Annotated in this window: 12 protein-coding genes and 1 tRNA gene; 5 read left to right on the top strand and 8 right to left on the bottom strand. The window is 63.4% G+C overall.

Annotated elements, in window-relative coordinates:
• Nucleotides 1–26: 26 nt before the first annotated feature.
• Nucleotides 27–1,043: a Gfo/Idh/MocA family protein gene (locus tag MJ8_RS26870; protein WP_201411636.1), complete on the bottom strand. Its 1,017-nt coding sequence runs from the start codon at nt 1,041–1,043 to the stop codon at nt 27–29.
• Nucleotides 1,040–2,083, bottom strand: a complete 1,044-nt coding sequence (locus MJ8_RS26865) for a LacI family DNA-binding transcriptional regulator (RefSeq protein ID WP_201411635.1) — start codon at nt 2,081–2,083, stop codon at nt 1,040–1,042. Before MJ8_RS26865 ends, MJ8_RS26870 begins: the two co-directional genes overlap by 4 nt.
• Nucleotides 2,084–2,324: 241 nt before the next feature.
• Between MJ8_RS26865 and MJ8_RS26860 the strand changes: the two genes are divergently transcribed.
• Together MJ8_RS26860 and MJ8_RS26855 are read left to right on the top strand one after the other, a co-directional pair.
• Nucleotides 2,325–3,479, top strand: coding sequence for a dihydrodipicolinate synthase family protein (locus MJ8_RS26860; protein WP_201411634.1), 1,155 nt, complete (start codon nt 2,325–2,327; stop codon nt 3,477–3,479).
• Nucleotides 3,480–3,704: 225 nt separating this feature from the next.
• On the top strand, nt 3,705–3,998 hold the full coding sequence (locus MJ8_RS26855) for a DUF1330 domain-containing protein (RefSeq protein ID WP_201411633.1): 294 nt from the start codon (nt 3,705–3,707) through the stop codon (nt 3,996–3,998).
• 88 nt (nt 3,999–4,086) lie between these two features.
• On the opposite strand, the gene MJ8_RS26850 is transcribed toward MJ8_RS26855, so the two are convergent.
• The 3 genes from MJ8_RS26850 to cpdR all read right to left on the bottom strand — a co-directional run bounded on the left by MJ8_RS26850 (nt 4,087) and on the right by cpdR (nt 5,631).
• Entirely contained in the window at nt 4,087–4,755 is a 669-nt protein-coding gene (locus MJ8_RS26850) for an outer membrane protein (protein WP_201411632.1), read from the bottom strand.
• A 319-nt stretch (nt 4,756–5,074) separates the two neighbouring features.
• A tRNA-Val gene (locus MJ8_RS26845) sits at nt 5,075–5,149 on the bottom strand.
• 119 nt (nt 5,150–5,268) lie between these two features.
• Entirely contained in the window at nt 5,269–5,631 is a 363-nt protein-coding gene (gene cpdR / locus MJ8_RS26840; RefSeq protein WP_006199474.1) for a cell cycle two-component system response regulator CpdR, read from the bottom strand.
• A 212-nt stretch (nt 5,632–5,843) separates the two neighbouring features.
• Between cpdR and MJ8_RS26835 the strand changes: the two genes are divergently transcribed.
• Entirely contained in the window at nt 5,844–6,737 is an 894-nt protein-coding gene (locus MJ8_RS26835) for an N-formylglutamate amidohydrolase (protein WP_189341577.1), read from the top strand.
• Between the two features lie 357 nt (nt 6,738–7,094).
• Nucleotides 7,095–7,868: a histidinol-phosphatase gene (gene hisN, locus MJ8_RS26830; protein WP_201411631.1), complete on the top strand. Its 774-nt coding sequence runs from the start codon at nt 7,095–7,097 to the stop codon at nt 7,866–7,868.
• A 10-nt stretch (nt 7,869–7,878) separates the two neighbouring features.
• Here hisN and MJ8_RS26825 read toward each other — a convergent pair whose 3' ends face one another.
• Nucleotides 7,879–8,832 carry an alpha/beta fold hydrolase gene (locus MJ8_RS26825; protein WP_201411630.1) on the bottom strand — a complete coding sequence of 318 codons (954 nt, stop codon included), beginning with the start codon at nt 8,830–8,832 and terminating at the stop codon, nt 7,879–7,881.
• 514 nt (nt 8,833–9,346) lie between these two features.
• On the opposite strand from MJ8_RS26825, the gene MJ8_RS26820 reads away from it, so the two are divergent.
• A complete protein-coding gene (locus tag MJ8_RS26820; protein WP_040997220.1) occupies nt 9,347–9,814 on the top strand; it encodes an Hsp20 family protein in 468 nt (155 codons plus the stop codon).
• Between the two features lie 134 nt (nt 9,815–9,948).
• On the opposite strand, the gene MJ8_RS26815 is transcribed toward MJ8_RS26820, so the two are convergent.
• Together MJ8_RS26815 and MJ8_RS26810 are read right to left on the bottom strand one after the other, a co-directional pair.
• Nucleotides 9,949–10,842, bottom strand: coding sequence for an MBL fold metallo-hydrolase (locus MJ8_RS26815; RefSeq protein WP_201411629.1), 894 nt, complete (start codon nt 10,840–10,842; stop codon nt 9,949–9,951).
• Between the two features lie 8 nt (nt 10,843–10,850).
• The gene (locus MJ8_RS26810) at nt 10,851–11,900 is read right to left on the bottom strand and encodes a threonine aldolase family protein (protein WP_201411628.1); all 1,050 of its coding nucleotides are present in this window, start codon (nt 11,898–11,900) and stop codon (nt 10,851–10,853) included.
• Nucleotides 11,901–12,296: the final 396 nt, after the last annotated feature.

Raw genomic sequence — 12,296 nt, 5'->3', positions numbered from 1 at the left:
GGCATGGGCCGCAGAGACGAGCTTGCTCACGCGAGGCTCCCGAGTTGCGGATCGATGACCACGGTCTTGCCGGTCTTCGACGATTGAAGTGCTGCTTCGGCCGATGCCAGCGACCAGATGCCGTCCTCGCCGGTGGCGGCGGGCTGGCCTTCGCCGCGGATCGCGGCATGGAACCGGCGGACCGAGCGGGTGTAGAGGTCCTCGCGGTCGAAGCGCAATTCTTCCTCGCCGCTCGCGGTGCGCAGCAGCACCGAGCCGACCGGCTTCTGCGTCATCACGTTGGTGGCGATCAGCGAACCTTCCGAGCCGTGCACCTCGAAGCCGGTGCCGGCGAATTTCGTGGTAAAGCCCTCGTGCGATTGCGCGATGACGCCGGATTTGAAGCGCCAGATGCACATGGCGCCGTCTTCCAGGCCGCCGCCGGCCATGCCGGCGGATTGCGTGAAGGCGGAAATCTCGACCGGGTCGTCACCGAGCACGAAGCGCAGCGTGTCGGCGTCGTGCACTGTGATGTCGAGCACAACGCCGCCACCGGCTTCGGGCTTGGTGATGCGCCAGCCCTGCAGGTTTTCCGGCAGGAAGACGGAGTGGAAGACGCGCGCCGCGATCGGCTTGCCGATGCGGCCGGCGGCGATCGCCTCGCGCATGGCGCGGTGCGCGCCGGCGTTGCGCAGATGATGGTTGGTGCCGAAGACGATGCCGGCGGCTTTCGCGGCGGCGACCAGCTTGCGGGCATCGGCGCTGGTCAGCGCCAGCGGCTTCTCGCATAGTACATGCTTGCCGGCCTTGATCGCGGCGAGCCCCTGCTCGAGGTGCAATTCGTTGGTGGTCGAGATGTAGACGGCGTCGATATCGGCGCCGAGCAGCGCATCGAGCGTCGAGACGGCGACAGGGATGCCGTTCTCGCCGGCATAGCCTTGCGCACGCTCGGCGCTTGAGCTCATCACGGCGGCGACCTCGCCATCGGCCTGCGCGCGGATGGCCCCGATCATGAATTGTCTGGCGATCGTGCTGGCGCCGATCAATCCCCATCGCACGCTCATGCCGCGTCTCCCACTTGACTGTTGCGGTCCGGACCGCTGCTTTCCCGCACGACCAGGCTGACGGCGCCGATATGATCCTCGGCGCGCGTGGTGCGCGACTGGATCATCTTCAGCATGACGTGGGCGGCGCGCTCGCCGAGGCCCGCGGTGTCCACGGCAACGCTGGTCAAAGCCGGCGTGTAGTGCTCGGCCTCGGCGACGTCGTCGAAGCCGACGACGGCGAAGTCCGCCCCAGCCTCGAGGCCGCGTTTGCGCAGCGCCAGCATGACGCCGAAGGCGACCGCGTCGTTGAAGCAGAGCGCCGCCGTCGGCGGCTGCGCCGAGGCAAGCGCCGTCTCCAGGCAAGCCATGCCACCCTTGCGGCTGGTCTCGCCCTCGACGATCGTTCTGTCGGCGGCGGGGACGCCGAGCGTTTCGCAAGCATCGAGAAAGCCGCCCAACCGCTGTTGATAAACGACGAGGTCGGACGAGCCGCCGAAGAACGCCAGGCGGCGATGGCCCTTGCGGATCAGATGCTCGGTGGCAAGCGCGGCGCCGCGATGATTGTCCGGCGCGATCACCGGAATGCGGCTCTCCGGCAGCCGGCGCATGGTGAAGACGATCGGCACGCCCGCCGTCTCGATGCGGCGGAAGGCCCCAGGCGTGGTGCCGCGCGCCGGCGACACGATGAGGCCGGCGACACCCTGCTCCATCAGCGACTTCAGCACCTCTTCCTGGCGCACCGGGTTTTCGGCCGTGTTGGCGATGAAGGGGACGACGCCCGCCGCCTGGAAGACGCGCTCCATGCCGACGGCAAGCTCGGCGAAAAAGGGGTTGGTGAGATCGTTGATCACCATGCCGATGACGTTGGAATGGGCCTTGCGCAGATTGGCGGCGCCGCGGTTGTAGACATAGCCGACATCCTCGATCGCCTTGCGCACCTTGGTCGCGGTTTCAGGCCGGATCAGCCCGCTGCCTTGCAGCACGAGCGACACCGTCGATTTGGACACGCCGGCCTCGCGGGCGATATCCAGGATCGTCGCCTTGGCCCGGCTGGCCATCCTCGTTCCGTCCTCCGCGTTTTGAGCAAATTTATTGGAACGTTCTAATCACCCTTCCAAATCAGAGTCAATCGTGATTCCCGCGAGATTTGAAAAATTGATTGAAGCGGTTCAAAACACCTGCCAACGCAAGCGTTTCTCCACAGAAGGGCTATGCCCTGCCGGTTCAGATCCCGAGAATCATAAAGGTTCTTGATTTATTGGAACGTTCCATTTATAGCGGCCGCAACGGGAGAGTTCCATGGACATCACCTTGCCTGCGGAAAACGGCGACCGGGTCGGCTACCGGCTCGTCGGCAAACCGGCCGAACCGATCAAAGGTGCGGGCTTCTCGCGCATCGCCTATGCTGCCGCCCATGTCGTCGCCGACCCCATAGCCATGACCAATCCATGGTCGCGGCCGGCGGTCGATTGGGACAGGACGATGGCGTTCCGCCATCATCTGTGGCGGCTCGGCTTCCGCATCGCCGAGGCCATGGACACGTCCCAGCGGGGGATGGGTTTCGACTGGGCAGGCGCCAGGGAGCTGATCCGTCGTTCGATCGCGGAGGCGCGCACCGTGCCGGGCGCCGACCTCGCATCGGGGGCGGGAACCGATCACCTGGCGCCGGCGGCGGCCAAGACGCTCGACGACGTCATCCGCGCCTATGAAGAACAATTCGCCTTCATCGAAGGCGAGGGCGGCAAGGCGATCATGATGGCGAGCCGCGCGCTGGCGGCGGTGGCGAAGGGGCCGGACGATTATGCCCGCGTCTATGACCGCATGCTCTCCCAGGCGTCGGGCAAGGTGATCCTGCACTGGCTGGGCGATATGTTCGATCCGGCGCTCAAGGGTTATTGGGGCAGCAACGATTTCGGCGCGGCGCTCGATACGGTCGTCGCCATCATCGAGCGGCATGCGGGCAAGGTCGAGGGCATCAAAATATCGCTGCTCGATGCGCAGAAGGAAATGCTGCTGCGCGACCGGCTGCCCGAGGGCGTCGTGATGTTCACCGGCGATGATTTCAATTATCCGGAACTGATCGCCGGGGACGGCAGGAAGCATTCCCACGCACTGCTCGGCATCTTCGACGCCATCGCGCCGGTCGCCAATGCCGCGCTGGCGAAGCTGGCCGAAGGCGATCGTGCCGGTTACGACGCGCTGATGGCGCCGACCGTGCCGTTGTCGCGCAAAATCTTCGAGGCGCCGACCGAATACTACAAGGCCGGCATCGTCTTCATGGCCTGGTTGAACGGGCATCAGGACCATTTCACCATGGTCGGCGGCATGCAATCGGCGCGCGGCATATGCCATTACGCGGACGTCTTCCGCCTCTCCGACCAGGCCGGCCTGCTGGCCGATCCCGATCTTGCCATCGCACGGATGAAGATTCTGCTGGCAATGGCCGGCATCTAAGCCGGTCCCCTGCGGTCCTGTGCGACCTCGTGGCGGGCGGATCGCGAGATCGTGGTTGCCACGCACGGCATGCCGATGATGCCGCTCAGGACTTGGCACCGCCGAGGTGTCCAATGCCTGCCTGTCCGGCACCGGACATTGGCAATTCGTCCCCGGACATTTGTTGCGCATCAACGGCGGCGGGTTCATGGTGCCGGACCGCAATCGATAAGGGAGCGCCTCGGCGTGAAGGGATATTGGCTCATCGTCGGAACCGAGATTTCGGACCAGGAGGCGCAGGCCGAATACGCCCGGCTCTGGAAGCCCATCGGCGAAAAATACCAGGCACGCACCAACACGACAAAGCAGCCACCGCTGCTCATTGAGGCGCGCGATGCCATGCGCATGGTGCTTGTGGAGTTTCCGTCGCTGGAGATCGCCAAGGCCTGCTATGCCGACCCGGCCTATGAGGAAGCCATGCGCTTCGCGCTCAAGGCGTCAAATCGTACGCTGGTGATGTTCGAAGGGGATCTCGGGTAGCCAGCGGGCGCAGCGCCGCTGGAGAGTCGTTAACGTGCGCTCGACTCGAGGCGGCCATCGCCATGGCCGCCCGCAACGATCAGCGAGGTCAAAAGCGGTAATTTAGGCGCAGAGAAACCGTATGGGTGCTGGGCTTGACGAACGTTGGGCCGACCAACGCGCTGTCATCTTGGAAATTATGGTCCGAGAAATGCGCGTAGGCGTAATCAACGCCAACAATCCATTTGTCATTGAGCGCGTAGTCTGCGCCAACACCGATCGTCCAGCCGGTATAAGTCCGATCAAACTTGGTGTCCCCAAAACCGAGAACGCTATATCCGGTATCGTGCAGGTGCAGGAAGGCCACGCCGCCCTTAACGTAGGGGAGGAAGTTGCCCATCGCATATCCGGCCTTCGCGACGATATCGCCCTGCCAATCGGCAGCGGTCTCGAACGTTTCACTGTCGATCGTCGGCACCGTTTTCTTGTTGAACACCGCAACCAGACGGGCCTCCGCTCCGAGAACAACATTGTTGTCGAACTGATACTGGTAGCCTACTTGGCCGCCAATCGATGCCGATGTGCTATCGCCATCATATCCGGTGGGGTCATAATTCGGGATCGTCACATCGCCCTTGAGAAAATTGACGCCAGCAACCACGCCAATATAGGCGCCTGTCCAATTGTAGGACGTGGGCTCGACAGACAATGCATCCGCAGCAAAGCCTGACGAACAAAACCCAACAAGCATTGCCGATGTGAGTAGAACCTTCCTCATAACTCGCCTGTCGCTCCGATCCGCCATTGCATCTAAGAGTTGATAGCATGATCTTCCTGGGTTGCGCTGTAACACAGCGGCAACAGTCGCGCTGGAGGAAGGGCCGCGAGCGATTGCTTATGACATCGCGAGCAAGGTTTAGACCCAACCGGCATGCTGGAGCCAGCGGGTGATAGGTTGGCTTGATCTCGATCCCTTGGGGAGCCAGCGGACTATGATGGCGCAGTGGCCGCGCGCACTTTCACTCATGCCAAGACGTCGCCTGCTGACGCCGCCGCTCGTGCCAGGCATGGCGGAAACCGCTGAGTTATTGGAAGGATGGTGGGCGTGACAAGGATTGAACTTGTGACCCCTGCAATGTCAATGCAGTGCTCTCCCGCTGAGCTACACGCCCATCCGACGCCGCGCATACACCACTTTTGATCCGGCGCGTCAATAGCGGGAATGTGGAAAGACGGCTTCCGTTTGTCGCAGCGGCGAAGTGCTTGCCGATGCAGGTCCCCGACGCAGGCCTCAGGCTGCCTGCAGCATCTTCTCGACCTCATTGACCAGATCGCGCAGGTGGAAGGGCTTCGAAAGCACCTTGGCGTCCTTGGGCGCCTTGGAATCGGGATTGAGCGCGACCGCGGCGAATCCGGTGATGAACATGACCTTGAGGTCGGGATCGATCTCAGTGGCGCGGCGGGCGAGCTCGATGCCGTCCATTTCCGGCATGACGATGTCGGTCAAAAGCAGCGAGAAAGGTTCTTCCCGCAGCCGCTCATAGGCGCTGGCGCCATTATCGAAATCGCTTACCTGGTAGCCGGCGCGTTCCAGCGCCTTGACGAGGAAGCGGCGCATATCGTCATCGTCTTCCGCCAGCAGAATGCGTGCCATCATATCCCGTCCGAATCACCCGCCCCAAGCCTGCCGCCGGGCGAGCCCGTTAACCATCCTGTATATGAGATGGAGGCGGTAAACATCAAGTGAATGAAGGGCATCCTGGATAGGGTCGAAGCACGGTTTCGCCGCCTGAAACGCTGGACATGCCGGGCGCAAGGTGGCAAGTTTTGCGTCATGACGCAGTGCTTCATCCTGGTTCGTAAAAATTGAAGACGGCAGCCGAGGATTTTTCGGTCGTTCCACCCTTCGAAATCCGATCGGGCGCCGAACAGCGCGTCCCTTTCCTGTTCAACTCACCGCATAGCGGCCGCCACTATCCTGAGCGCTTCCTCGCCATGGCGCGGCTCGACCGCAACGCCATCCGCCGGTCGGAAGACTGCTATGTCGAGGAGCTCTTCGGCGGCGCCGTGCCGCTCGGCGCGCCGCTGCTGGCGGCGAACTTTCCGCGCGCCTATCTCGATGTCAACCGCGAGCCTTGGGAGCTCGACCCGCGCATGTTCGCGGAGCCGGTGCCCTCCTTCTGCAACATCCGCTCGGCGCGGGTCGCCGGCGGGCTGGGCACGGTGCCGAAACTGGTCGGCGAAGGGCTCGACATCTATCCTGGCCGCCTGCCGCTGGCCGAAGCGGTGGCCCGCATCGAAGCTGTCTACAAACCTTACCACGAGACGCTGAAGCGGCTCTTGACCAGGACGCATGCCAGGTTCGGCTATGCCGTGCTGATCGACTGCCATTCGATGCCGGCCTCGATCCGCGTCGGCGACAATGGCGTGCGGCCCGACTTCATCATCGGCGACCGGTTCGGCATCTCGGCCTCGCCGGCGCTCACCGAAATGGCGATCAGCCTGCTTGTCGGCATGGGCTATACGGTCGCGCACAACAAGCCCTATGCCGGAGGCTTCATCACCGAGCACTATGGCAGGCCGGCACGGCACCTGCATGCGCTGCAAATCGAGGTCAATCGCGGGCTTTACATGGACGAGCGGACATTCCAGAAGTCGGCCGGCTTCGACGCCCTGGCCTGCGACCTGACCCGCTTTTCGGCCGACCTGATGTCGATGCCCGATCATCATTTCGTCGATTTGCCGCTCGCGGCGGAATGACCGCGCGGTCGGGGCGCCGAGTTCTTTACAAACGCAATTCCGGACGGAAAACCGCCTCACGCTTTCCCGGAATAGCTCGAAAAAAAGACCGCATCGTTTTCACGACACGGTCGAAGTCTAGGGAGGAAACGCCCAAGGAGGGCATGGACAGGAAAACCTGTCCGATGACAAAATTATTGTGCGTCGCACAAATGTCAATCGACAGCAGGGTTTTTTAATTCAATATGATGTGGAAATTCCGCTTCGGCGGTTCAGATGTGGCATTCGGGCAACAGAAAGCGGGCGCCTGACCGGTTTTCAGAGTGCCTGTTCTGGCGAGAAAGAGCGGCTGGCAAGAGCCGCGATGGGGAGAGCGACTTGGATATCAGCACCGATTTCATGCGGCGCATCGCGCATGCCGCCGCCGCGGAAACCTTGCCGCGCTTCCGAAGCCAGGGGGCGGTCGCCAACAAGGAGGCGGGAAGCTTCGACCCGGTCACGGAGGCCGATCGCGAGGCCGAGCGTGCGATCCGGGCGCTGATCTCCTCCGAATATCCCGGACACGGCATCCTCGGCGAAGAGCATGGCAGCCAGAACCTCACCAGCCGGCATGTCTGGGTGATCGACCCGATCGACGGCACCCGCGCCTTCATTTCCGGCATCCCGGTCTGGGGGACGCTGGTCGGGCTGACTGTCGACGGCGATGCGGTCGCCGGCATGATGTCCCAGCCTTTCACCGGCGAACTGTTCTATGCCAATGCGTCCGGGTCGCACTATGAAGGACCGGGCGGACCTCGCAGGCTCGCGACGCGCAAGACGACCGAACTCGCGCAAGCGACGCTGTTCACGACCACGCCGGCCCTGTTCAAGGGCGATGCGCGCAAGCGCTACGACCAGTTCGAGACAAAGGTCCAACTCGCCCGCTACGGCACCGACTGCTACGCCTTCGCCATGCTTGCCGCCGGCAGCATCGATATCGTCGCGGACCCAGGCCTGAAGCCCTACGACATCGTGGCGCTGATCCCGATCATCGAAAAGGCCGGTGGCGTCATCACCACTTTCGAGGGTGGGCCGGCCGAAAACGGCGGCGACATATTGGCGGCCGCGACGCCGGAATTGCACACGGCGGCGATGGCGGCGCTGCGCGGCTGATCGAGCGCGATCAGGCGTCGCCCGTGCCGGGAATGAAGGCGTCGAAGGCGGCGAGCAGCTGCTCGCGATAGATGTCCCTCTCCTGAAGGATCTCGTGCTCGGCGCCGTCGATCATCAACAGGGAGCCGACGCGCAGTTTTCTGGCATAGGCTTCCACCGCCTTGGTCGAAACCACGCGGTCGGCGCCGGCGGCGACGATCAGCATCGGCACCTTGACCCTTGCCATGAAATCGGGATCGCTTACCGCTTGCGCGGCGGCGGCCGCGGCCTTCAGCCAGCGGATGGTCGGGCCGCCGAGCGCCAGCTGCGGCCAGGCCTCGTAGATGCCGACATTGCGCCGGTAGCGCTTCGGGTCCGAGGTCACCTTGTTCACCTCGAAAGGCGGCGGCACTTTCGGCCGCGGGCCGAGCGCGGCATAGAGCCGGCCGAGACCCAGCGCGCAGAAGACCGCGCAGACGCGTCGCACCGTGGCGATCGAGACCGGCAGGTCCGGCACCTCCAGAAAAGGCGCCAGCAGCACCATGCGCCGCACGCGGTTGACCATGGACGGCGAGGCCAGCAGCGCAATCACGGCCCCGGTCGAGTGGGCGAGGATGTAATAGGGGCCGCGGCAGTCGGGCAGCACGATCTCCTCGAAAAACTGCTCGAGATCGCGCGTATAATCGCGGAAGCTGCGTACATAGCCGCGCTGGCGGTCGCGCAGCAGGCGGCTGGAATCGCCTTGGCCGCGCCAGTCGAGGATGGCGACGCCGAAGCCGCGATCGGCGAGATCGCGGATGGTCTCGAAATATTTCTCGATGCACTCGTTGCGCCCGGTCAGCAGAACCACCGTGCCCTGGAGCGGACGGGCGACCGCGGCGAAGACGCCGTAGCGGATCTTCTTGCCGTCACGCGTGGTGAAGAAGCCGCCCGAGGCATTCTGCGGCGGGGGATTGTCCTCGGTCAGATGGAAAATATCCGTCATTCGGCGTCGTTGCTTGTTCTTTGCCCGGACGGGCGAGGCGTCGGCATGGTGATAGACGGCCGGGCGGCAAAAGCAAAGGCGTTGCGCGGATGCGCGGCAACCCGCGAAGAGGAAGGCCGGAAGTGCCTGCGGCGCACTTCCGGCCTCTGTCGATCCGGGAGGAAGGGACGTTGCACCCGGTTCGGCCTCGTTGCGGCGCGGGGAAAAGGCGCCGCTTGTCTTTCTGTCTCGAGGCAATTCCGGACGGAAACCGCTTCACGCTCTTCCCGGAATTGCTCGAACTTGACCAAAGCATAGCGACGCCTGACTGAACGGATGCCGAAACCGCGGTTCATCCACCATTCATCAACGTGGCTGCATTGCGACCGGCACGAAAGCCTTGAAATGGCTTTTTAAGCTTCCCAAATGAGGATTGCGGCCGCCGATGTCGGGGCCGCTGGCCTATCCGGAACGCCTTGCGAGGGTTTCGCACCGGGTCATACGCAAACCATGTTGCTCAACAGGAGAACACCTTATGCGTCACGTTGATTTTTCCCCGCTTTATCGCTCGACCGTCGGCTTCGACCGGCTGTTCACCATGCTCGACTCGCTCGGCCAGCCCGAGACCGCGCAGACCTACCCGCCCTATAACATCGAGCGCACCGGCGAGAACGCCTATCGCATCTCGATGGCCGTTGCCGGCTTCTCGGAAGACGAGATCTCGATCGAAGCCCACCGCAACGTGCTGACCGTCAAGGGCGAGCGCAAGGAAGAGAACAACAGCGAGGGTTCGGAGCTGCTTTATCGCGGCATCGCCTCGAGGTCCTTCGAGCGCCGCTTCCAGCTCGCCGACCACGTCGAAGTGGAAGGCGCCACGCTGAAGAACGGCCTGCTCTTCGTCGACCTCAAGCGCAACATCCCCGAGGAGCTGAAGCCGCGCAAAATCGCGATCACCTCGTCCTCGGACAAGGCCAAGCAGATCGAAGCCAAGGCCGCCGCGTAATCCGCGGGCTCCATCACAGACAACGTCTCCCTCCCGAGACGGAAGCGGCGCCGCGAGGCGCCGCTTTTTATTGTGCCATCGGCAACGCGTCGAGTTGCTGCTGCGCCTTTGGTTGCCTAACCTGAAAGGCAACCTTATCGGCTTCCTGCCGCGACGACAGCCTCGACGTTTTGCCGATGAACGGCTTCGTACGGCGCGAAATATTCGGCTGCTGTAGCGGCAAACATGTCGGCGCCGAAAGTTTTCAGGTCCTGCATTGCCAGGTCCGGGTCATGCCGACAGGCGAGCAGCTTGCGAATATAAGCCTGCGCGGCGGCGATTAGGCTCCTGTCATAGCCGCCGGCTTCGATCGCCTCGAAGGAACCGTGATTGGGCAGGATCCGGTCGAAGTGCCAACCGGCCATGCGCTCGAGGTCGACCAGATGTTCCGCCAGACGCTCCGGCTCCGAGACATAGGTGACCGAGTCTTCCAGCGTGTCGCCTGCTAGAAGCAGGCCGGTGTTGGGCATCAGCAGCACCGTGCCGTCGTGGCTGTGAATTTCGACCTGGCGCAGTTCGATCGGGATCGCTCCGACCGTCAGGCTGAGACTATTCTCGAACATCCTGTTGGGCAGGACGAGCGGCTTGATCGGCGGGTTGCCGCTTTCGATCCCGGCGCGGCCGCGTTCGAGCCCCGCGGCGGTGAGGCCGTTGGCAATGATCTCGCAATCCTCAAACACCTCGTTGCCGGCGATATGGTCGTCATGCCAGTGGCTGAGCACGACGCGTATCGAGGTCACGCCCGCCTCCTCGAGCGTCCGCCGGATGAAGCGGGCATGCGGCAGGGAGATGTGCGTGTCGTAGACGAGGGCCTGCGAGCCGTCGACAATCGCATAGGTGCAAATGCCGAGCGTGTAGGCGCCGTCGTCGAGCCAGTTCGGTTCGTCCGACCAGATGCGCGCGCCATCGACGCGGCCGTCATAGAAGCCCAGCACATTCGGCGCCGGGCGGACCAGCCGCATCGTCGAGCCGAGAGGCGGTCTGGTCATGGAGGAACTCAGGCCAGCAACTGACCGAGACGGTCGATCTCTTCCGTCGTCGTCGCGAAGCTGGCGACGAAGCGGTAGATCGCTTCCTTGTCGCCGAGATGGCCGTCAAAACCCTGCGGAACGCCCCATTCGTAGAATTTGGCGCCCGCCGCCTGCAGCTTGTCGGCGGTCTCACGGTTGAGGACGGCGAACACTTCGTTGGCCTGCGGCAGCCAGGCGAGCCTGCCGGCCGGCGCGTCCTCGATGGTCTCGGCCAGATGCGCGGCCATGTGATTGGCGTGCCCGGCCATCTTCAGCCACAGATCGTCGGTGAAATAGGCCTCGAACTGGGCCGAGATGAAGCGGGCCTTGGAGAAGGTCTGCCCGGCGCGTTGGCGCAGCAGGCGCAGGTCCTTGCCGACATCGGGATTGAGGATCACCACCGCATCGGCCATCCAGCAGCCATTCTTGGTGCCGCCGAAGGAGATGAGGTCGACGCCGCTCTTCCAGGTCATTTCAGCCGGGCTGACGCCGGTCGCCGCAATCGCATTGGCGAAGCGCGCGCCATCCATGTGCAGCGGCAGCTTGTGGCGACGGCTGACCTCGGCGATCGCCTTGACGTCGTCGACGCTGTACACCGTCCCGACCTCGGTCGCCTGGGTGACGGTGACCGCCATCGGCTGGCCGGCCGGGGCCAGATCCTGCGAATAGCGCTTGATGGCCGTGTCGAGAGCCTCCGGGTTCATGCGCCCAAGCGGTCCCGGCACCGGCGCCATGCGCGCGCCGCCGGTGTAGAAACCCATCGCGCCGAACTCGTCGACATTCATATGCGCCTCGGAATGGCAGAGCGCGATGCCGCCGATGCGGTTCAATGCAGCCATCGAAAGCGCGTTGGCCGCCGTGCCGGTCGCGACGAAGAAGACCTGCACCTCACGCTCGAAGATCTCGCTGAAACGGCGATAGACGGCGCGGTCCAGATCGCCGTCGCCATAGGCGGTAGCGACGCCGGCGGCATGGCGCGAGAGGTTGGCCGAAATGTCGGGGTGGACGCCCGCCCAGTTGTCGGATGCAAAGAACATCGAGAGGTCCGTATCGTGATTGGCAAAAGCGGCGGGACTTGACCGCTTCGGCGGTCGAAGCGCAAGGGCCAATCGCCGGCAAAGCGGTGAAGCCAGCGCGTCGCCTCGAAAGACCCCTGACCAAAGCTTGCGTTTCCGGCGTGTCGCAGCGCGCCTAAGTTTTTTGTGAATCGGTCTTGTGTAGGCCCCTGATTTCTGCCATAAAAAATTTAGGACAGTAGTGCTGTCTTATTTTGTCGCACAAAACAGGCTGGACTGGCGTATCATTGCTGCCAATCCGGCCATTGTCGCGAGCGGCGGGTAGACGGCCCGGCTCTGACCTGTACGATACCGGCTGCGAACCGGGCGTATAGCCGTATGGTTCGATGGATTTCGCGAGACGTGCAGCAAGACGTA

The organism is Mesorhizobium sp. J8 (assembly GCF_016591715.1).
GTDB lineage: Bacteria > Pseudomonadota > Alphaproteobacteria > Rhizobiales > Rhizobiaceae > Mesorhizobium.
Note: the sequence above shows the minus strand (reverse complement) of the source record. Positions and strands in the feature narration are given on the sequence as shown.

What these genes read in the sequence shown, in the direction of transcription:
- MJ8_RS26870 (WP_201411636.1), bottom strand. Translation starts at nt 1,043, where the DNA reads ATGAGCGTGCGATGGGGATTGATCGGCGCCAGCACGATCGCCAGACAA.
- MJ8_RS26865 (WP_201411635.1), bottom strand. Translation starts at nt 2,083, where the DNA reads ATGGCCAGCCGGGCCAAGGCGACGATCCTGGATATCGCCCGCGAGGCC.
- MJ8_RS26860 (WP_201411634.1), top strand. Translation starts at nt 2,325, where the DNA reads ATGGACATCACCTTGCCTGCGGAAAACGGCGACCGGGTCGGCTACCGG.
- MJ8_RS26850 (WP_201411632.1), bottom strand. Translation starts at nt 4,755, where the DNA reads ATGAGGAAGGTTCTACTCACATCGGCAATGCTTGTTGGGTTTTGTTCG.
- cpdR (WP_006199474.1), bottom strand. Translation starts at nt 5,631, where the DNA reads ATGGCACGCATTCTGCTGGCGGAAGACGATGACGATATGCGCCGCTTC.
- MJ8_RS26825 (WP_201411630.1), bottom strand. Translation starts at nt 8,832, where the DNA reads ATGACGGATATTTTCCATCTGACCGAGGACAATCCCCCGCCGCAGAAT.
- MJ8_RS26820 (WP_040997220.1), top strand. Translation starts at nt 9,347, where the DNA reads ATGCGTCACGTTGATTTTTCCCCGCTTTATCGCTCGACCGTCGGCTTC.
- MJ8_RS26815 (WP_201411629.1), bottom strand. Translation starts at nt 10,842, where the DNA reads ATGACCAGACCGCCTCTCGGCTCGACGATGCGGCTGGTCCGCCCGGCG.
- MJ8_RS26810 (WP_201411628.1), bottom strand. Translation starts at nt 11,900, where the DNA reads ATGTTCTTTGCATCCGACAACTGGGCGGGCGTCCACCCCGACATTTCG.